General features: G+C 48.1%; 18 protein-coding genes. 5 read left to right on the top strand and 13 right to left on the bottom strand.

Annotated elements, in window-relative coordinates; translation table 11 throughout:
- Nucleotides 1–27: 27 nt before the first annotated feature.
- From ACES2C_RS17700 to ACES2C_RS17675, 6 genes are all read right to left on the bottom strand, one after another.
- On the bottom strand, nucleotides 28–2,262 hold the full coding sequence (locus ACES2C_RS17700; protein WP_374164391.1) for a response regulator: 2,235 nt from the start codon (nucleotides 2,260–2,262) through the stop codon (nucleotides 28–30).
- Nucleotides 2,244–3,902 (bottom strand): PAS domain S-box protein, encoded by a 1,659-nt coding sequence (locus tag ACES2C_RS17695; RefSeq protein WP_374164390.1) that lies wholly within the window; start codon nucleotides 3,900–3,902, stop codon nucleotides 2,244–2,246. Before ACES2C_RS17695 ends, ACES2C_RS17700 begins: the two co-directional genes overlap by 19 nt.
- 328 nt (nucleotides 3,903–4,230) lie before the next feature.
- The gene (locus tag ACES2C_RS17690; RefSeq protein WP_374164389.1) at nucleotides 4,231–5,628 is read right to left on the bottom strand and encodes a TolC family protein; all 1,398 of its coding nucleotides are present in this window, start codon (nucleotides 5,626–5,628) and stop codon (nucleotides 4,231–4,233) included.
- Complete coding sequence (locus tag ACES2C_RS17685) at nucleotides 5,625–6,974, bottom strand: HlyD family secretion protein (RefSeq protein ID WP_374164388.1); 1,350 nt, start codon at nucleotides 6,972–6,974, stop codon at nucleotides 5,625–5,627. The genes ACES2C_RS17690 and ACES2C_RS17685 overlap by 4 nt, the downstream gene beginning before the upstream one ends.
- Nucleotides 6,975–6,986: 12 nt before the next feature.
- The gene (locus ACES2C_RS17680) at nucleotides 6,987–7,256 is read right to left on the bottom strand and encodes a hypothetical protein (RefSeq protein ID WP_374164387.1); all 270 of its coding nucleotides are present in this window, start codon (nucleotides 7,254–7,256) and stop codon (nucleotides 6,987–6,989) included.
- Between the two features lie 44 nt (nucleotides 7,257–7,300).
- A complete protein-coding gene (locus ACES2C_RS17675; protein WP_374164386.1) occupies nucleotides 7,301–8,638 on the bottom strand; it encodes an ATP-binding cassette domain-containing protein in 1,338 nt (445 codons plus the stop codon).
- A gap of 89 nt (nucleotides 8,639–8,727) precedes the next feature.
- Between ACES2C_RS17675 and ACES2C_RS17670 the strand changes: the two genes are divergently transcribed.
- Nucleotides 8,728–9,663, top strand: coding sequence for a LysR substrate-binding domain-containing protein (locus ACES2C_RS17670; protein ID WP_374164385.1), 936 nt, complete (start codon nucleotides 8,728–8,730; stop codon nucleotides 9,661–9,663).
- A gap of 107 nt (nucleotides 9,664–9,770) precedes the next feature.
- Entirely contained in the window at nucleotides 9,771–10,925 is a 1,155-nt protein-coding gene (locus ACES2C_RS17665) for an esterase (RefSeq protein WP_374164384.1), read from the top strand.
- An 89-nt stretch (nucleotides 10,926–11,014) separates the two neighbouring features.
- Here ACES2C_RS17665 and ACES2C_RS17660 read toward each other — a convergent pair whose 3' ends face one another.
- The 3 genes from ACES2C_RS17660 to glgX all read right to left on the bottom strand — a co-directional run bounded on the left by ACES2C_RS17660 (nucleotide 11,015) and on the right by glgX (nucleotide 14,246).
- Nucleotides 11,015–11,254 carry a hypothetical protein gene (locus tag ACES2C_RS17660; RefSeq protein ID WP_374164383.1) on the bottom strand — a complete coding sequence of 80 codons (240 nt, stop codon included), beginning with the start codon at nucleotides 11,252–11,254 and terminating at the stop codon, nucleotides 11,015–11,017.
- 39 nt (nucleotides 11,255–11,293) lie between these two features.
- The gene (locus tag ACES2C_RS17655; RefSeq protein ID WP_374164382.1) at nucleotides 11,294–12,085 is read right to left on the bottom strand and encodes a hypothetical protein; all 792 of its coding nucleotides are present in this window, start codon (nucleotides 12,083–12,085) and stop codon (nucleotides 11,294–11,296) included.
- 124 nt (nucleotides 12,086–12,209) lie between these two features.
- Nucleotides 12,210–14,246: a glycogen debranching protein GlgX gene (gene glgX / locus ACES2C_RS17650; protein WP_374164381.1), complete on the bottom strand. Its 2,037-nt coding sequence runs from the start codon at nucleotides 14,244–14,246 to the stop codon at nucleotides 12,210–12,212.
- A 129-nt stretch (nucleotides 14,247–14,375) separates the two neighbouring features.
- Between glgX and ACES2C_RS17645 the strand changes: the two genes are divergently transcribed.
- The gene (locus tag ACES2C_RS17645) at nucleotides 14,376–15,158 is read left to right on the top strand and encodes a DUF2231 domain-containing protein (RefSeq protein WP_374164380.1); all 783 of its coding nucleotides are present in this window, start codon (nucleotides 14,376–14,378) and stop codon (nucleotides 15,156–15,158) included.
- Here ACES2C_RS17645 and ACES2C_RS17640 read toward each other — a convergent pair.
- The gene (locus ACES2C_RS17640) at nucleotides 15,148–16,050 is read right to left on the bottom strand and encodes a diacylglycerol kinase family protein (RefSeq protein ID WP_374164379.1); all 903 of its coding nucleotides are present in this window, start codon (nucleotides 16,048–16,050) and stop codon (nucleotides 15,148–15,150) included. The genes ACES2C_RS17645 and ACES2C_RS17640 overlap by 11 nt on opposite strands.
- 77 nt (nucleotides 16,051–16,127) lie before the next feature.
- Between ACES2C_RS17640 and surE the strand changes: the two genes are divergently transcribed.
- Nucleotides 16,128–16,877, top strand: coding sequence for a 5'/3'-nucleotidase SurE (surE, locus tag ACES2C_RS17635; RefSeq protein ID WP_374164378.1), 750 nt, complete (start codon nucleotides 16,128–16,130; stop codon nucleotides 16,875–16,877).
- Nucleotides 16,878–16,924: 47 nt separating this feature from the next.
- Entirely contained in the window at nucleotides 16,925–17,302 is a 378-nt protein-coding gene (locus ACES2C_RS17630; RefSeq protein ID WP_374164377.1) for a two-component system response regulator, read from the top strand.
- Between the two features lie 6 nt (nucleotides 17,303–17,308).
- Here ACES2C_RS17630 and ACES2C_RS17625 read toward each other — a convergent pair whose 3' ends face one another.
- From ACES2C_RS17625 to ACES2C_RS17615, 3 genes are all read right to left on the bottom strand, one after another.
- Complete coding sequence (locus ACES2C_RS17625; RefSeq protein ID WP_374164376.1) at nucleotides 17,309–19,030, bottom strand: hypothetical protein; 1,722 nt, start codon at nucleotides 19,028–19,030, stop codon at nucleotides 17,309–17,311.
- A gap of 147 nt (nucleotides 19,031–19,177) precedes the next feature.
- Nucleotides 19,178–20,167, bottom strand: a complete 990-nt coding sequence (locus ACES2C_RS17620) for a DUF2723 domain-containing protein (RefSeq protein ID WP_374166980.1) — start codon at nucleotides 20,165–20,167, stop codon at nucleotides 19,178–19,180.
- Nucleotides 20,100–20,315, bottom strand: a complete 216-nt coding sequence (locus tag ACES2C_RS17615; RefSeq protein WP_374164375.1) for a protein O-mannosyl-transferase family — start codon at nucleotides 20,313–20,315, stop codon at nucleotides 20,100–20,102. The genes ACES2C_RS17620 and ACES2C_RS17615 overlap by 68 nt, the downstream gene beginning before the upstream one ends.
- Nucleotides 20,316–20,690: the final 375 nt, after the last annotated feature.

The following is a 20,690-nucleotide window of genomic DNA, read 5'->3' as shown; positions in this document are numbered from 1 at the left end:
TATCGAAATGTGATCAGCAAACCGAACCTAATGCAAATGCTGATCTATTAACAATATTATTCTACTTATTTCCAGGTCGATTTTCTCTACAAGACACTGGCTCCTTTCCCGTGTTTCTTTCGTTGTTTCAAGCTGGGAGGACAAGCTTGCCAGGACTGGCATGCCGGCACTTATTGCAGTGCCGTATAGCTTATGTCCTATTCTTGCCAGGGATTCGACGTCTGCTACGCTTGCTAGTTGCAGGGCAGAGTTTTGAAGTTCTGTGCGGGCCAGACCTAAAAGTTCTCTTGTTAAATCATTGTCCCCATCGACCATGCGCTCTACGGTACCAATATCAAAGTGTGAGTCTTGCGAGTCATTTTCGTGGACAGGATTGGTGCCAGGGGACGAGGCCGGTAGCCACACGGAGAATACCTGCCGAATATTGTCCTCTACAAATGGTTTGGCAACAAAGTCGTCCATGCCTGCAGCAAGACATTTTTCTTTCTCACCCTTCACGTTGCCGGCAGTAAGCGCAATGATCGGCACTCTCCTGGTTGTTTCTGCAACGCGTATTCTTTGGGTAGCTTCATAACCGTTCATCAATGGCATCTGAATGTCCATCAGAATGAGGTCTACTTTCTCATGTAGTTCCACGGCCTCAGCTCCGTTGCTAGCCTCGAAAATAGTAGCATTCGGCGCAATTCTTTGCAGAATGGTTTTAGCTAGTAGCTTGTTAACCTGATTGTCTTCAACTACTAGAATACTTATATCGCGATTGTCTAGCGCACTGCTTAATGGAGAACGCTTTTCTGTATTTTCAGTCAAGGGAGCGGATAGCCGGTACAACGCATCATATAGTTCCTGCTTTTTGATAGGCTTAACAATTCGTCTCGTGATGTTGAGCTCTCTACAAGCTTGTAGCAGATAATCGTCGTCAGAAGAGCTGTGCTGTAATATGACCGGCAGATCCGCCGGTGCTCCTTTGAAGTTATCCCTGATTTTTCGAACAGTTTCAATACCGTCCATGAACGGCATTTGGTAGTCCATCAGTATAGCATCATATTGGTTTTGCTTAGCGATCAGTTGCAGTGCTTCAAATCCATTAGTGGCTTCGTGCGAATCGATGTTGTGAAGGCGCAAGAGCTGGCGCAGTATTTCGCGGTTATTCTGATTGTCGTCCACAATTAAGACTCTCTTAATGTGGTTTAAGCTCTTTTCCGAAACAGGTTCTCCTTTTTCTGCTTTTAAGCGTACGTCAAAGAAGAAGCAGCTGCCCTTGCCTGGTTTACTGCGAAGCTGAAGCTTACTGCCCATCATGCCGAGGAGTTTGTTCGATATTGTGAGTCCGAGCCCAGTCCCGCCATAACGTTTGGTAGTGGAAGCGTCTTCCTGGGAAAACGCCTCGAAAATTTTTTCCTGTTTCTCTTCTTTGATCCCGATCCCCGTGTCCCTTACCTCAAACCGAAAATCAACATAAGGCTGATCTACGTCGCTCAGAGCAGCGATTTTTAACTCGATTTCTCCCTTTTCTGTGAACTTCACAGCGTTCCCGAGTAGGTTAACCAGGATTTGCTTGAGACGTACCGAGTCGGTCCATATAAAGGTTGGAAGATTTGCAGGGATATTCAAAAGCATTTCCAGTCCTTTCTTCTGCACCTGATAGGTTACTATGTCGGCGGCCTGACTGCTGATGTCGAAGATGTTTGCTTGTTCGATATCTAGTTCCAGTTTGCCAGCTTCGATTTTGGAAAAATCGAGGATGTCATTGATGATGCTAAGGAGTTGGTTAGCAGACTGGTTTACGATGGAAAGGTATTGCTGTTGAGTTCCGCTTAAGTCGGTCTTGAGGACGAGATCTGTAAAGCCGATGACACCGTTCAAGGGGGTACGGATTTCATGGCTCATATTTGCTAAAAATTCTGACTTGGCCACGCTTGCCTGCTCAGCATGAATCTTTGCCCTTTTAAGTTCTTCACGTTGAACACAGCTTGCCGTAACATCTTCTGTGAACACCATCACCCCTCCGATGCTGCCATCATACTGGTACCAGGGAAGGATCTCCCAGCGAAGGTAAAGATCGTGGTCCAATCCGTCAGGCTGCCATTTGTCTTCGTTACCTCTGGCGCTTTGACCATGAAGGGCAGCGTTCGAAAGTGCCCGCCACTTTTCTGACAGGCTAGGAAATACCTCATATTGTGACCTGCCGATAACATCGGAAATGTGATAGTCCTCTCGCCAGCGCTTACTGACTACTACGTACCTCAGTTCGGTATCGAGCATAGCGACGGCTGCCGGAGAATGCTCGACGAAAGCCGCAAGCCGAAGCTTTTCGTTGACAAGGAGAAGCTCGCTTTCCTTTTTTTATTAATATCCTGAAAGGTGCCGTAAAGACGAGTGCAAACGCCATTTTCGAATTCAGGTTTTCCAATAGTTCTGACCCATAGCGACTTACCTGATGTGTCGACAATCTGGAGTTCGACGTCATAAGGGTTACCGGTGTCAATGGCGTTCTGTATGGTCTGGAGGATATCTTCCCGATGCTGACCCTGGTAAAATTCCAGTGCCTGTTCATAATCCGGGCGGTAATCCGGGGCGACGCCGTGAATAGCTTTAGTTACCGGTGACCAGTACAAATCATTACTCTGCAGGTCGAGTTCCCAGGTTCCAATACGTGCCACCTCATTGGTTTCCTCGAGCTGTACTTTAGTACGTTTCAGATCGTTTTCAAGATAATGCCTCTCTGTGATGTCGACCGCATTGCCAATAACGTAGGTATTGCCTTCTGCATCTACCTCCAGCACGTTATTGTATAACCAAATAAGGACGGAGCCGTCTGTTTTTCTAGTGTGCATTAGCCCGGATGCCTGACCTCTTTCTAGGATTAAGCGCTGGTATTCTTTTAAATTATCGAGATAGGCCGGATGTATAATCTCAGCAAGATTCCGCCCAATCAGCTCGCTTGGCAGATACCCGAGTATTCGTGCACCAGCCACATTAACGCTTAATACAGTACCGGTAAGATCGTGTGTACACATCAGACCCTGGGAGTTTTCAAAGAAAGACCGGAAGCGGTTTTCTGAAATGCGCAGCAGAGCGTCTTTCTCCTGCTCTTTGGTAATATCACGCCCTATGGCGAATAAGAAGCCGGTCTGCCGCTCGCCGGTTGTCGCCCATTGGATGGTCTTCTGGCTGCCATCATTGCACCGTACTCGTGTCGCAAATTCTGAGGAATTACCGTCATGTACTCTTTCAAGCACCCGTTTCATTACAGTTCTGTCAAGCGGGTGAATAAGATCGTATATTGTCTTGTCAGCGAGCGCGTCCGCACCCCATCCCAGCATATCTCCAAAAGCTGGATTAACTTTCCTAAGTACTCCCTGAGAGTCCAGCAAGCAAATGATGTTCTGTGAAAGATGAAACAGGGTTTGGAAATGCCTTAGTTCTTCTTTGCTTCTTTGTTCTACAATCAAATCTATGGCAGCCTGTGCGAGCATTGTGACACATTCTTTTTGAGATTCGCTGAGGTGTCTGGAACGATAGTCGATCACACATAAAGTGCCTAAGTTATGACCATCAGGGTCAGTTAGCGGAATTCCGAAATAGTAGCGTAAATGCGGTTCCCCCGTTACTAACGGATTGTTTCTAAAGCGAGGGTCTTTGGTTGCATCCTCCACTTCAAGCGGTTGAAACTCCTGGACTGTATAATGGCAGAAGGCTAAATCCCTGCTGATTTCACAGACGTCTATCCCCACTTTAGACTTAAACCAATCTCGCTCTTTATCTACGAGTGAGACCAACGAGATGGGAGTGTCGCATATCACAGCAGCTAACTGCGTGAGTCGGTCGAATTCGCGTGCCGGCAGGCTGTCCAGTATTTGGTAAGCCTGCAATGCTTGAAGCCTTGCTGCCTCGTTTTTCATGTCGAGATGTTTACTCATTTAAGTCTCTTGCCTGATTTTGCTCCAGGGGCCTTAGTGCTGTTGTTTACGGGAGCTGCGGCTGATAGGTTGCACCAAGATGTTTATAAGGATGCACAATAGGATTATAAGTTTTATCTAAATGCAAAAGAAGCAGTACTCTCGCCAGCCTCATCCACAAATGTCTCGGTAGTGTGCTGCTTTTGTGGTGGTGAGCAAGCAGAAATAACGAGGTTTACCTCCGTCGTGGATTTCGTGCGGCGTCTGTGGTAGAAACGGAGTGCTGAGAGCAATCGTCCCGGCTTTGCTGGAAATTCCTTTATAAACCGTACTAAAGATCATTCGTGAGCCACCTCAGGGTCTGGATGATTTTCGACCTTTTCGTATAGAGATCGTACAGCTTTTCCTGCGTTTCAAGTACTTTTTGTTCACGGCTGTTAATCATAAACATGGAACTGTCGCCCAGTCTGAATTTGAGCTCCTCACCCTGTAAAAGGAGCTTGTTGTTCTGTTGTATTCTTTTGTTCAGCTTTAATAACTCATTAATCGTACTATACTCGTTGAGGTAATTGTTCCATTTTAAGGCCACCGTGTTTTTTTTCTCAGACAGGGAGTACTCTGCTTCTCTTATTTTTAGCTTGCTCAGGCTATACGAAGCCCTTTGCTTTGTGAAGGTGAGGGGTAGCGACACGTTCAGTCCGATCTTTTGATTTTGCCGCCAGTAGTCGGAATCAATATTGCGCATCGGATTTTTCCCTGCATTCAGTAGTGCAACATCAACGCTGATGTCGGGCTTTACTTCCTCCAGTTTTAGTCTTCTTTCGATATCGAGCTGGTCAATTTTCAGCTCAGAACTCTGCACATCCAGGTTGCTCAGTACTGCGTCATTGTGATTTTTGCGAAGCAAGCTGTCGGGAGCGGCAGCCTGTATCAGTGTAGTATCAGGAAATGCACTGAGTTTGGCAGGGTCTACCGGAGAGAGGTCTTCTAGCCAAAGAAAAGAAGCAAGCTCGTTCTTCTTATTGGTGAGGAGCATCTGGTATTCCTGCAGTCTCTGTTCCCGGCTCTGCAGCACCACGGAGGCTTCAATTGTATCAATGGCAGGTTTGTCGCCATTCTGAAAAAGTGAGCGCGTACCTTCAGCACGGAGCCTTGAGAGGGCCACTGCATCCTGATAGACTTGGGTGTTAAGCCAGGCGTTGGTCCACTCCAGGTAGACTTGAACGGCCGAGAGGAAAAGGTTGTTAAGGGCCTGCTGCTGTTCTACTTTAGCCTGAGCCTGGAACACGCTTGCCTGCTTCAGTGCAGCCCGCCTCTCATCCAGGAAAAGCCCTTTTCCTAAAGGTACTTTTAACCCTATTGATGCAAGGCCATCAGCAGGGACTTTGTTTTCGGGATTTACATATTCTCCTTTATAGCTGGTGTAGCTTGCTTTCAGATCAATGCCGTACCATACGGGAATTTTCACCTGCGGAACGAGGTAATTGTAATATTCTTTACCGGTAAAGGTCTTCCGCTCGGCCTCAACTTCCAGCTTTGGATCAAAACCACCAATTGCCTGCCGGCGTACCAACATTGCACGTTCTGTGTTCAGCCCTGCCTGCCTCGCCAGTGGATGGAACTCGCGGATCAGTCCGAGGTATTCGTCCAGCGAGAGTTTTTGCTCCTGCCCTCTGGCGATGCACACAACGAGTAAGAGCAATCCTGCTAAAAGACAATTTCTTCTCATGACTTCTTTTTCAATCCTGCGTTCTCACTTGTTTCCGGCTTATAGAAATCGGGAGGGAACCCATTTAACTGTCGCCATAGTTCATACCAGACAGGCACATTCTTAAGGAGCGCGATGCTCTGGCATCCGGTTCCAAATTTTAATTGTGCGGGCCATGGTTTTTCTCCTTTAATCGGTTTTACCCATACTCTGAATTTGCCGCTCGCACTTATTTTGTTGTCAATAGCGACGATCTCACCACTAAACACACCGTAAGAGGCGCTTGGCCACCCGGAAAAAACAATGGCCGGAAACCCATCGAACTGGATTCGGACGGACTGTCCCTGTGATAGCAGGGGCAGGTCATTTGGCGTAACAAACATTTCAATGGCGTGTTCGAACTGCCGGGGAACGATACTCAGCAGCGTTTCTCCATCTTTAACAATTTCTCCAATTCCTGCCTTCAGTGTCTGGATGATCTGTCCGCTTTGTGGTGCAATGATATAATGGAAGCCGTTTCTCGTTCTGTAATTGTGGAGCTGGTTCTGAAGTTTTGAAACTTCTGCTTCGCCTGTAGCAGCTTGAGAAAGTGCGGCGAACTTCTCCCCGGATGTTTTCGACAGCTTTTCGGCATAGTCCTGCCGCACCGCCGATAGTTCAAGCTGGATATTGAACAGTTCATTCCGGCTGCTGTAATACTTGTTTTCGCTGCTTATTTTTTTAGCCAGCGCGTCCTGATAGTACTGCTGCCTCTGTTCGTATTCTGTCAGTGATTTCAGTCCTGCGTCGTAGAGTTCTTTTTGGCGTTTTAACTGTAACTCCGATATTTTTAGCTGGCTGTTGGCTGCCAACATCGCCATGCTGTCTGAGCGAACTTGCAGCGAGTATTGTTTCAACTTATTCTTAAGCTGCTCAGTCTTCAAAACAAGACCTTGTTGTAATGCGGCAAGCTGGTCATTAGTAGCGTTTGCCTTGCCTTTATAATATTCTGTGGCGTCGTTCTTTGATTTTAGCTGCTCGGCCGTGCGCTCGGCAAGCTGAGGATCGAGGTAGTCGTCTTTTACCTCGGCCAGTTGAAGCAGCGTGTCGCCAGCCTTCACCATGGCGCCATCCCTTACATACCATTTCAGGATACGCCCTGGTATAATGGTGTTCACTTCCTGCGGACGTTCCTGCGGATCTGTAGAGCTGATTTCTCCCCTCGATTTGATCGTCTGTGTCCAGGGTAAGAACAGTGACAGCAACAAGACCAGTATCGCGGCCTTCAGCCACCTTTTGTTGTTCGGATTGTTGTTAGTCCGTATTACTTTGCGGAACGACTCGTATTGCATGAGCCGCTCGCTTTCCATATTTTTATCCAGAATCATGCCGTACTACTATTAGTTAAGTGAGACAGTCTTGTCGCAGCGTGAGCATAGCTCGTCGAGCTCCGATACTACCAATAAGCTGAAACTTTTATTTTCGACCAGATAGTCAATTATGTCTTTCCGGTGTTTTGCTTCCACGCCCTGCCATCCGTTCTCGAGGATGAGGAGAGCAGGTTTGCTCAGGAAGCATCGGGCCAGCAGGATTTTTGATACAATGCTGTTAGGCAGCTGCTGGCCCACAGGCCCCACCTGCAGATTGTACCCATCTTTATGGCCATTCACAAATTCGCTTAAGCCAACAAGCTGGCATATTTTTACTATTTCTTCTAAAGTAGCGCTCTTATTACCCAGGGTAAGGTTCTCGATGAGAGTGCCGCCGAAAAGCTCCTCCTGGGCAAAGAATACGGCGACTTTTTTCTCCACTCCTGAACCGGAATGCTTTGAATGGGAACCTCGTTGACCAGAATGCGGCCTCCGAAGTGCGGATATAAGCCCGAAAGTATCCTGAGCAGTGTGGTTTTGCCTGAACCCTCCCTGCCTTTGATGCAAACTTTTTCGCCCGGAGAAACGGAGAAGGACAGGTGGTCGAACAGAGTCTCGTTATTGGTATAAGCGAACTTGAGACCATCAATCTTAAGTCCGATCGGTCTTTGCAGGATGCTGCTGATATCGGCCTGTGGCTGAGCTTCCTGTTCGTGTGGTTTCTGTAATACTTTGTCGAGTTTTTCAATAGAAGTCAGTACGTCGTACAGCGTTTCGAGATTGAGGATCAGTTTTTCAACCGAGTTAAGAATGGCAATAATAATAATCTCTGCAGCAACAAACTGACCGAGATTAATCTGTTGCCTGATGAGAAGGATCGCTCCTAATATCAGCATAGAGGCAGTAATAAGCACTTTGAACGCAATAAGAACGCGGTACTGCAGTAATAACACGTTAAAGTGAGCTGTACGCGCATCCAGATAGCCCGATGTAAGCTTGTCGGTCTTCTGGAGATGTAAGTCACTGCCAGAGAACTTAAATGTCTTGATGGTTCTTGACATTTCTTCAAGCCAATGGGCAACATGATATTTGAAATCGCTTTCTTCCAGACTGGTCTTCAGGCCGCGCGTGCTGCTGAAGTAAAATATAGAGAAGACAATGGCAATGAGTACAAGTCCGAAAGCTATGAAAATGGGATGATAAAAGCTGAGTAAGATAAGCCCGAAAACGATCTGGATGGTTGCCGCTGGCAGGTCAAGTAACAGCTTGGAGAGCCCTTTCTGCAAGCTTGCTGTGTCAAAAAAGCGGTTAACCAGTTCGGGCAGGTAGTAGTTACTGACGCTTAGCAGGTCAATCTTTGGGATATGGTATGCATAGGCAAAAGTGAGCCGCGCAAAAATGCGCTGCTGGATACTTTCCGTTACACGCATCTGCATCAGTTGGAATACGCCGGCCAGAAGTACGCCAATCACCACAAAGGAGATCAGCACCACAAGAGAAGCTGATACAACTCCGCCAAAAAGTATACTGACAATTGCCTGGATACCGAGCGGAAGCGATAGCTGGATAAAGCCTGCAAGGCCAGCAAAGAGATATATCTTGCTAACTTCCTGTCGCTCAAGGTTGATGAGCTGAAGGAGCTTTCTTGCCGCCGATCGTATTGAAATAGGTGTATCTGCCATTGAAATCTATTGATTTGATAGAGTAAAATTATTGCTTCCTTTTTATATATTTTTATTTATGTTTATTATGGAAATCATAAGTATCTTTTATGAAATATACATTGCAGCAGCTCCGCGTATTTTCAGCAATTGTACGGACGGAAAGCATAACGAAGGCCGCCGAAGAATTGTTTTTGACACAACCAGGAGTCTCTATTCAGCTAAAGAATTTTCAGGATCAATTCGATATTCCTCTTACGGAGGTTATAGGCAGGAAGTTGCATATTACGGACTTCGGCAGAGAGATCGGCGAGCTTGCTGCTCAGATTTTACTGCAGGTAGAAGAGATCGACCACCGTACAAGCGCCTACAGGGGCCACTTGTACGGCAGGTTAAAGATCGCTGTTGCCTCTACCGGAAAGTATGTGATGCCCTATTTCCTGTCGGCATTCATTAAGAATAATCCGGCAGTAGAACTTAAAATGGATGTAACGAACCGCGCCACAGTGATCAATTCTCTGGAGAATAATCAGGCTGATTTTGGTTTAGTGTCTATTCTTCCCGACCGGCCTAAAGTTGAAGAAGAGTTGCTGATTGAGAATCGTTTGTTCCTGGTGGGCAATGCTGCGGCTTCTCTGGAATTTAAGGAGAAGGGAGAGGCGCTCCTGGAGCAATTGCCTATGATTTTCCGGGAGGAGGGATCGGCAACGAGGCAGACAATGGAGCAGTTTCTCGAGAGGAATGATATCACCCTGAAAAAGAGACTAGAGCTGACTTCTAATGAAGCCGTAAAGCAGGCTGTTATTGCAGGGCTCGGCTACTCAGTAATGCCCCTGATCGGAATAAGGAACGAGATCATGGATGGAGATCTTAAAATAATCCCCCTGCGGCAGTTTCCGATACGCTCAAGCTGGCGGCTTATCTGGCTGAAGGGGAAGCGGTTTTCCTTTTTGTCTTCTGCTTACCTCGACTTTATCAGGTTGCATAAAGCCGAGATCATAGAGGAGCACTTTTCCTGGATAGACGAGTATGAGGGAGAGACCTGATGTGGAATTAGCGGATTAAAAGTTTAACTTTGGTGAGACCATAATTATAACCAATAATGAAATTTATAAAGAGTATTTTATTCTGTATTTGTCTTTTAATACCTGGTATGGTGCCTCTCTTTGCCCAGCAGGCTTTGTGGGGAGGACAAGACATTGTTTCTCCTGAGATTCACTCAGATAACAGCGTTACCTTTCGGGTTTATGCTCCCGAAGCTCAGAAGATCCAGGTTACGGGCGACTTCTTACCTCCCAGAGAGATCGATACTCAGGTAGGCAAGACAGAAGGCCCCGGTGTTGCTGATCTTCTGAAAGGATCAAATGGCGTGTGGGAATACAAGACTGCGGCGCCCCTTAGTCCAGAACTATACAGCTACTCCCTGATTGTGGACGGAGTAAAAACGACGGACCCCAATAATGTGTACATGATCAGAGACGTGGCCACCGTACAGAACGTGTTCATGATCGGTGGCGGCAGAGGCGACCTATATAAAACAAATAAGGTTCCCCACGGCACCGTAGCGAGGCGCTGGTACAGCAGTCCAACCTTGAAAATGGAACGGCGCCTCACGGTATACACGCCACCGGGCTATGAGTCGGGAAACAAGCGATACCCGGTATTTTACCTTCTTCACGGCATGGGAGGGGATGAGGAGGCATGGATTGCTCTAGGCCGGACGGCGCAGATCATGGATAATTTGATTGCGCAAGGAAAGGCATCGCCGATGATCGTGGTCATGACCAATGGGAACGCCGTTCAGGAAGCCGCACCAGGCGAATCTTCCTTGAACTTCTATAAGCCTACGTTTCAACTCCCCAAGACCATGGAGGGCTCGATGGAACAGAGTTTTCCGGATGTGGTGAACTTCATTGATAATAGTTATCGCACTGTTAAAAGCAAGCAGGGCAGGGCCATCGCAGGGCTTTCAATGGGAGGCTTTCATTCCCTGCATATTTCCAAGCAATATCCCGACATGTTCGACTACGTAGGGCTCTTCTCCGCCGCCATCATGCCGGGCAAAGATGTGAAATCTCCTGTTTACAGCAATATGGAAGAAAAGCTGAAGGTTCAGTTTGAGAAGAAGCCGAAGCTGTACTGGATAGGAATAGGAAAAACGGATTTCTTATACCAGGCCAATACCGACTACAGAAAGATGCTGGACGCGAGGAACTATAAGTACGTCTACTACGAATCTGAGGGCGGCCATATCTGGCGGAACTGGAGAATTTACCTGAGCGAGTTTGCTCCCTTACTATTTAAGTAAGAAGGGTCTACGCGCTCGTGGGTTTGACCGGCGGTAGTCTTCCTGCTTGATTTTGATGACGTTTGCCCGGACTTCGCACCCGCCCGCAGTCACTGGGGCATCGCCGTATAGCAGGATCTCCTTTTTGCTTTTGTCAATGCGTACAGAGTCAGTTGCCGAATGGAGAGTTTTGAACCTTTTGCCGCTACTACGGAAGTAGTGTCTGCAGCTTTTGGCCCGTCTGTTCTTTCTGGCAACTGATTATAGTTGCCAGAATCTGATTGCCAGAAAGCCGCCGCCTGGTAGGACAGCATCGCGCAAAAAGCGAAAGAAAATGCTTTCTTCATCATGATAGTTTTTAGTTGAAACAAGATCCGGTTGTATACCGACTAGTAGGTATACGAAATCGTAAAGTTGTTGGAGCGGTACCTCACTTTATTAAGTCTGCGGTTGCTGATCTCGTAATCAAATTCTTCGGTCTTCTTCTCCTGTATCACTCCATTATCCCTGATTTCTTTGACGATCCTGCCGGGGAGGCGGGTAAATTGTTTCTGTACCGGAAGGTTATAGATCTGATAGTCCTGATCTATGAGATGAAAGGGCTCTATTCGTGTCCATGGTGAGAAGTAACAGTTTTCTGAGTAGTCTTCGAGTGTATAGGTAACTAAGAATGAGGGTTGCTTTTCGTTTGAAGACGTAATACGAAACAGGTTGCCTTCTTTATACTCAAACTGCGATCGGCTTTTCAGAGTAGTTTTAAGGTCGTCAAATTCAATATAATCCAACTGGCTGACCAGGCCTTCCTCATTATATCTGAACTCGAGCCGCGTACCGAAATAGGCGTTATCGCCTGTCTGCGTCTCGGTAATGGACGCTACGCGGTCGGCGTTGTCGTAGTTGAAGACTTCCTTTAAAATTCCGCTTTTTAGTATTTCAACCAGACGTCCTCCCTGATATTTAAAGTCGCGTGTCAGGGTAACCGTCCCCGGGCTGCTGGCAACGGTGCGGCTAACTGTGCTGTCGGGATTATAGTAGTAGAGCTCGGTCCCTTTATTCGCCCAGTCTATTGACCGTACAAGGTCGTTGGTGGAGCTAACCGGAACAGGCTGATCTCGATCCTTCCTGCAGGAGAGAAACACCGTTAATGTGAAAATGAGTACGGTCTGGATTAGTCGTTGCATCACTGTCTTTTTCTGCTAAAGACTAGCAGAAAAGGCGGTTCGTTACAATCCATGCCTTCTGCAGGACAAGCGGAAAGAAAAAGACCGGGCCTCTGTTGAAAGACGCCCGGTCTTAAGCATGTGCTTATCGTTCAAAGACTACGATAGACCGTCCTTCCAGCGTGTAAATTGGATAGACCACAGGCACCGGCGTTCTTTCGAAGGCGTTGTCGCCTTCAGCTGCGGTATCAATCAGCTTCTTCCAGGGTCCCTGCTCCATAAACTTGAATTTCTTGCTTTCCCAGTGCGAGTTGACCATAATGTACAGGTCTGGTTCATCAAACTGCTTTCCCGAAAGGAACCAGGCAAAACAGCGCAGCTCCTGATCAAAGGTAATCGGTCCGTTGCATCCGTACCATTTTACATCCTGTCGCCAGAATCGGCTGCGCGCAATGGATTTACGTTCTTTTCTGAAAGAAATAAGCTGCTTTGTAAACTCAAAATGCTGGGCCATGAGTTTCTTGCGGCTCCAGTCTATCCAGGTAGTTTCGTTATCCTGATTGTAAGGGTTGTTATTACCCTTCTGTGTGTTGAGGAACTCGTCGCCCGACAGGATCATCGGCGTACCGTTAGACAGCATCAGGAGTGTGATGAAGTTCCGGGCCTGCCGCTTTCTTAACTTCATGATAGACGGGGGAACGTTTCCGTCGCCTTCCCAGCCACAGTTCCAGCTGTAGTTATACTCGTGCCCGTCCTGATTGTTCTGGCCGTTGGCAAAGTTATGTTTGTTGTTATATGATACCTGATCGTACAATGTAAATCCATCGTGCGAGTTAAGGTAGTTGATGCTCTGGTAGGGGTGATAGGCATTGAACGGATCGTCCGGAAAGAGGTCGTCGCTGCCATAGATCCGCTGTATTGCTTTTCCTGCATAGCCTGATTCGCTCCGCACGAAGCGACGGATATCATCGCGAAAGCCACCGTTCCACTGGTACCAGCTTATCCCCGGGAAAGCACGACCGAGCTGGTAGAGGCCCCCTGCATCCCACGGTTCAGCTATCAGCCTTACATCGGCCAGGTAGGGCTCTGCGGCGATCTGGTCGAAGATAGGAGAGGAGCCGATAGTGCCGTCTGACTTTCGGCTGAACACCGATGCCAGATCAAACCGAAAGCCGTCTACATGCATTTCTTTTACCCAGTAACGCAAGCTGTCCATGATCAGTTGCTGCACTGCGGGGTGGTCGGTACGAAGGGTGTTCCCTGTTCCGCTATAATTGACGTACGGGTTTTCGAAGTGATCCTCCATCAGGTAATAGGTACTGTTGTCGATTCCCTTGAATGAATAAGTCGGACCGGCGATATCACCCTCCGAGGTGTGGTTAAACACAACATCGAGTATTACCTCAAGCCCCGCCTTATGCAGCTCGCGCACCATGGTCTTGAACTCCCGTATCGCACCGCCTGGTGTTGTATCTGATGTATAGGCATGGTTGGGTGCGAAAAAGTTCAGCGGCATGTATCCCCAGTAGTTTTTCTCTGTTGGGTCAAACTGATGGACGGGCATCAGTTCGATTGCTGTAACGCCCAGCTCTTTCAGGTAGGGGATTTTTTCAATGATGCCGGCAAAGGTACCTCGCTTATTTTCTGGTACTCCTGAATTGTTGTACCTGGTAAAGCCTTTTACATGCATCTCGTAGACGACCAGGTCATGGGCGTGCTTCACAGGTTTGTCGTCCTGCCAGTCGAACTCTTCTTCCGGACAGATCATGCCCAGCGGAGCTTTCCCTGCATTAGACCCCGATTCCTCTGCTGCCTCCCTGCTAAATTCAGGAGGGAAGATCACCTCGCGGGCATAGGGATCGAGAAGGACTTTCTGCGGGTCAAACTGGTGCATGTAGGATGGTCCGTTGCCAAGAGGCCCCTCCACGCGGTAGCCATAGAAACGGGCGCCCTGAAGCTCAGCGTTCTTGATGCGGCAATGCCATATACGCTGAGACTTGTTTTTATACGGATCAAGGTGTACCGTTACTGCAGGAACGGAGTACTCACCTTCTTTGTATAATAAGAGATCAACGGAGGAAGCGTGTTTAGAATATAAAGCAAAATTATAAGCGTCTTCTTCGGCGATGTAGGAGACACCGAGCGGATGCGGTGCGCCCTCCTTAGAGTACCATGTATTCATCGTGATGCAAATAAATAATAATAAGGGTATTTACGCAACATAAGACGGAATGGTTGCATAATTTATTGCCGCACTACAACTTCATACCCCGATTGTTGTTTCTTGTAGAAAAGTAACTCGTATCATGCTATGAAAAGCAGGGCCCATATTCAAACTCATCCGCTGCATCCTATTCTTGTCCCGTTCCCGATCGCCTTTTTGACAGGCACATTCTTTTTTGATACTCTTGGTTTCTTTACAGGCGCGGCCATCCTGTGGCAGGTGGGCTATTATCTGGAGATTGCCGGAATGGTAACAGCACTGATAGCCGCTATTCCAGGACTGATCGATTACAAGTCTACTGTTCCGCCCCGTAGCTCGGCCAGTAAGCGCGCAGCCACGCATGGCTTGCTGAACAGCGCTGCCCTGCTGGTATTCCTGGCCGCTTTCCTGCTCAGGGAAAGGGTGCAGGGCGACATTTGGGTGGTAGTGATTGAAGCGGCTGGCACAGGACTGCTGATAACTGCAGGCTGGATGGGCGGAACACTCGTCCATCGTAACCATATCGGTGTTTATAATCGTTATGCAAATGGCGGCAAGTGGAAGGAAGCCCGCACAGAGATATCTGAAGGACTGATTGAGGCCGGAGAGATGGACGAGTTAAAGGAGGACCAGATGAAGCTTCTCCTTGCGGGCGACAGGCGGATTGTTCTTGGAAGAACTGAAAAAGGATACGTGGCATTTGACGACCGCTGCAGCCATAAAGGAGGCTCCCTTGCGGCAGGAACGCTGATGTGTGGTAAGGTGCAATGCCCCTGGCACGGTTCGCAGTTTGACTGCCGGAGCGGAGAAGTAAAGGCGGGGCCGGCAAAAGAAGGAATCCGCTGTTACCCGGTAATAGAACGCCATGGCAAGTTATTCATCAGGATCTAGCATATAGGAGTTGAAGTTTCCGTCCCTCGCTTGAAATCATTATTTCCCGCGGTTCGTGCAGGCTGATGAGCTCATCGTCTACGTGCACAAATTGTGTATCGCAGTCTAAAAGGATGCGGCAGGCCTTAGTCGTGGGGAAAGGAAAGCGCTCCTCTATGCCTCTAAGTTTGTTTTCCAGATATCGGATAAGCTCTGCGCGATGCTCATCGCCAAGAAGCACGATGTCCGCCATGCGGTCTGCGGCGTCCGCATCGGGCGCCAGGTGAAGGTTGGGACCAATGGATGTGATGTTCATCAGTTCAACCAGCAGATAGTCTCCTGACAAGTCCCTTCCGTCGGCTTCTATTTTGCAGTGGAATGGTTGGTACGACCTTACAATTTCAAGCTCTTTCTCGATAGCCTTCTTTATCCGTTCTTCCGGCTCGTCGCTCAATTCTTCATCATGCTTTTTCATCTCTTCAATCAGCATCGGAAACACTCCGAAGCCCATACCTTCGGCGAAGAAGCGGGCTCCCGGAAGCTGATCAATCTCCCAGATATCAACCGTTTTTATTTCTGCCGTACGCCATGCTCTGATGGTCTCTTCCGGATTTGTATGGAATCCCATTGCCCGCGCAATGTTATTGGCCGTGCCAAGTGGGAGTACAGCCATAGGAACAGGCCTGTCAAGAGCGTCGGTAAGCAGCAGTTGTTTGGCTACTTTTCTAACAGTACCATCGCCTCCCGCAATAATAATTAGTTGGCTTTCAGGATGAACAGCATCCATTCCGCTTTCTTTTACCGGTACGTAATGGCATGTATAGCCTTCTGTTTCTATTAATCGGATTAGGACATCTTTACTATGGGCTTCGTCTCCGGCGCCTGGGTTGTGCAGCAATGTAGCGACTTTCATCTATGTCGGAAATATTTTACCTAAAACATGTTACCCGTTTTTTGGTTGGCAATGAAAGACAATAATTTTTTCGACCTATGAGAATATTGATCACCAACGACGATGGAATCTATAGTCCGGGCATTGCCGCGCTTGCCAGAGTGGCCTTGAAGTTCGGGGAAGTAAGGGTTGTAGCACCGGATGTTGAACAGTCGTCCATGGGACATGCAGTGACCCATTCGAGACCACTCTCCTATAAGAAGTCGCCGATAGAATTTGAGGGTATTGAGGCTTACCGGGTCAACGGTACGCCGGCCGACTGTGTAGCACTTGGCACTCATCTTTGGAACAAAACGGATGTTGTATTATCCGGCATCAACATGGGGCCGAACCTTGGCAACGGCATGTGGCATTCAGGAACCTTAGCCGCAGCTAAGCAGGCCGTCTTGCTTGGAATTAAAGGAATTGCGCTCAGTACCCCTGTCGGGAAGACGGAGCCTGACTTTGAAGCGCTGGCGCCCTTTGTTGAAGAGACACTTGAGCTTTTGCTGAAGCGGCCAGGTCTGTCTCTGTTTAACGTTAATTTTCCCGAGCAGCCGAAAGGCACGCGATGGACCAGACAGTCAGTGCGCCTTTATGACGGAACCATTGTGCCGGGTACCGATCCCCTGGGACGCAAACATTACTGGTTCACGGTTACTCCCCTTGAGCCCGCTGAAGAGGGCACAGACAGGTGGGCGGTAGAGAATGATTATGTTTCAATCACCCCATTAAGGCTCGACCTGACCAACGAAGAGGAACTGAAGCCGATGCAAAAGCAGGAGATTGAGCGTGCCCCCGGAGCGTAAGGCCTTCACTGTTAGAATGCTGGCACGTTATTGGCTCTTAACTGCTTATGAACAAGGTAGCAAAAATACTAGCGGTGGACGACAATAAGTCTATATTGGATGCCCTCCACGATATATTATCATTTGAGGGCTATGAGGTAGTTACGCTATCAGACGGGAACTCAATTTTTGAAGCGATAGCCCAAAATAAGCCTGATCTGATCCTGCTTGACGTGATGCTTGATGATCTGGATGGCAGGGATATATGCCATGCTATCAAATTTGATAAGAATACGCACGATATCCCAGTCATCCTGATCTCGGCGAGTCACACACTCGACGACGTTTTCGCAGACCCCGGTGGGCCGAATGACTTTGTTGAAAAGCCATTCGACATCCAGTATCTGTTGTCAAAAATAGACAACCATCTGAACAGGGCCGCCTAGACCTTTTTATATCAGCTTTGCCTCTACCGACGAATATAGTTCTCTGATCTTCTTATCTAAATCATTCTGTCCGTAAGCCTCAGCAGCCCTCCGGTAGTTTTCGAGCACTGCAAAGGCATATCGGATAATACCGGTATTAGCCCGCTGTTCCTCTTTGGGTAAGTTTGCATAGTAATTCAGCTCGGCGCTGATAAAAGACACGGCTTGCACGCTCAATGCTTTCGCCTCGGTCTTTTTATTCAGCTGATAAAGGTTGAAAACAGTCTGCGACTTATTGGCGGTGTCAATCAGCTCGTAGTCCTTCAATGGAAGACAAGCGATTGCTTTGTCCATGACTGCCTTCGCCCTTTGTGTATCTCCTTCATTCAAAAGGTTTGACGTGAGGGTGTTCATGGCGTCCCAGGTATTTCTTGTAACGCGCTTAGACTCGGGATCGAGATAAGCGGCTTTCTTGAAAGAATCAAGCTTGAACCGGCTCATGACGTGGGTATACATAGCCATGCTATTGGTGATCTCAGACTTGTCGCGCTCATCGCCGGTCAGGCGTTTAAAAGGTAAGAGCCGGTATGCAAATCCTTCCAGCTGGAGGTACTGGTCAAGACCAAAATAGCTGTCGTCGGGGAGTGAGGCAGCGAAGTAAATGGGACGCTGCCAATTGTTATGAGAAAGGATGTCAATGAGTGCAAGATCTACCCGGGTGATAAAGTTACCGCCGATGCTCCATTCCATTTTATCAGCTACGAGACCTAGTTGCTGCGGCGTTACTGTCCCGGTCTTCAGCAGTTGTCCCTTATCGATGGTTAATTTAAATTTTCGGGTGGGGAGAAAGTTAAGTCGGGAGCCGTCCCGCATCTGCACTTTGTCATTGTCGTTGTCTGAAGTGAGAAGCTCGAAGATGTCGCGCAGTTCTACCGAATCTGTAATGCCATAGTCGGCATAAGGCATGTAATCGCGCACGCCTTTCACATACTTGTCTTTAGACATGGCAAGCGGAAGGGGATCGGACGCTCGTATTTTTTCTTTTAGCTGATCAATATATGAATCGTTATATGCGAGCTGCAGGTTTACGATTCTCACATCGGGCCTCACACCTTCCACTTCCTGGGCATACCACAGGGGATAGGTGTCGTTATCGGCGTTGGTGAAAAGAATGGCGTTTGGAGCGCAGGATTCCAGATAATTGATTGCCATGTCGCGGGGAATGTAATTGCCGGACCTGTTGTGGTCATCCCATCCCTGCACAGCCATTATTGCCGGCGCACAGATAAGTGCAGTGGTGACAGACAGTACAATGGCGCGCTTTTCTCCGGCGAAGCGCTTAAGCAGTTGAATAAGGCCGGGAACGCCCAACCCGATCCAGATGGCAAAGGCATAAAAAGAGCCGGCATAGGCGTAATCCCGCTCCCTTACTTCCTGAGGTCCCTGATTGAGATACAGAATGATGGCCATGCCGGTAAAAAAGAATAGCAGGCCATTGACCCCCGCGTATTCTGGCCTTCGTTTGAGATGGAAGAACAAGCCGATCAGGCCGATCAGCAGGGGCAATCCGTAGAAACGGTTATATCCTTCATTGGCAACTATACTGGGAGGTAAATGCGACTGATCTCCCAGGTGCACTGCATCTATTGGCTTTATCCCGGTGATCCAATTGCCCCTCGTCCGCTCGCCGTATCCCTGGATATCATTCTGTCGCCCGGCGAAATTCCAAAGGAAATAACGCATGTACATGAAGCCGGTCTGGTAGGAGAAAAAGAACCGGAGGTTGTCTGCAAAGCTGGGGCTTTCTCCCTCATTCAGGTTCAGCCAGCTTTTATATGCCTGAACATGCCCGGCGCCCGTGCTGTAGATCCTTGGGAAAATGGTGTTGCGGTCATATTACTGCTTCTCTTTCGTTCCTGCCACTTCGTAACGGTCTTTGCCTTTCCGGTACAGCTTTCCTGTTTCAGTACTGCTGACAACCTGAGAGTCAAAATAAGGCCCGTAGAGAAGGGGAGTATCACCGTATTGCTCCCTGCTCAAATATGCAAGTAACGAGAATGTATTGTCGGGATTACTGACGTTGATGGAGGTCTTCGCATTGGCGCGGATCATGAGCATTGCATAGGAGGCATATCCGAAAATGATGAAGCTGGCGCATAGGAGAACGAGGTTTAATACCGGTTTAGCCTTTCTGTGGGAGTAGTAAATTCCCGTAATCAGTCCTCCGGCCAGAAGAAATACAAATACAAGAGCCCCGCTGCCAAAGGCGAGGCCGAGACTGTTCACAAAAAATAGTTCGAACTTTGAAGCGAAAAGGACGAGGTATTGAATGACCCCGTATTGTATCAAACCAAGCAGACCGCAGCCGGTAAGGAGGGTAAGGGCTATTCCTTTAGCAGTATGTTCCTTGTTTTTACGCAGATAGAAAACCATGGCAATAGCAGGAATTGCCAGCAGGCTTAGCAGATGGATACCGATAGACAGCCCGATGACATAGGCGATGAAGAGGAGCCATCTCGCTGATCTGGGGTCTTCTGCCTCTGCATCCCACTTTAGTATGGCCCAGAACACAACGGCAGTACAAAGAGATGAAAGACCGTACACTTCGGCTTCTACTGCAGAGAACCAGAACGAATCAGAAAAGGTATATGCAAGGGCACCTGTTAAACCGGCAGAAAGTACGATCACTTGCTGGCGGCGGGAGATGCCCGCTTTGCCTGTTACGCACTTGCGTGCAAGCGCCGTAATAGTCCAGAACAGGAACATAATGGTGGCGGCACTGGCCAGGGCTGAGCCCACATTAATTAAGAAGCCAACCTCATGAGGGGAGGGAGCAATCAATGAAATAAGTTTGCTGACGAGTAGGAAGAGGGGAGCCTGGCTGATGGCCGACCTGAAGGTGGTAGGCTGTTGAGATAAATTCGCCGCAATCCCAGAAGCTTACGCTAGGTTGCAGGGTCAGCATGTACACTACAAAGGCGGCAAGGAAGCAAAGCCAGCCGAAGAGGTTGTTCAGATTTCGGAATGTGTTCATTCTTCTGATTTTAGGTGTTGGTACTTTTGCGTTCGGTAGATATTCTCTAAATTAATAATAATCGCAGTTAAGTACCTTGCTAAATATTTTTTTGAAAGCGTGTTTGTTTTATTAAGATGACTAATTGCTTTTTGGAGGCCTCAATGAAGATCGCTTTGCTAAGTTCAAGTGGGCACCGGGAACATTCATCAAACTTTCATCTCCGTTTGAGAGCCTGGCTCGTGAATGTTTTTTGCGAAAGTCTGAGTGTCTTTTAATGGCCACAAAGAACAATCAACCAGCTTTCATCTCCCGTTTGTGAGCATAGCTCATGAGTTATTTTCTTGAAAGTCTGTTTGTTCTTTGGAAGTCAGGAAGAACACTAACGCAGCGTTC

Source organism: Arcticibacter sp. MXS-1, from assembly GCF_041902385.1.
In the GTDB taxonomy this organism is placed as follows: domain Bacteria; phylum Bacteroidota; class Bacteroidia; order Sphingobacteriales; family Sphingobacteriaceae; genus Arcticibacter.
The sequence above is the reverse complement of the archived record's forward strand: the minus strand, read 5'-3'. Positions and strand labels throughout refer to the sequence as shown.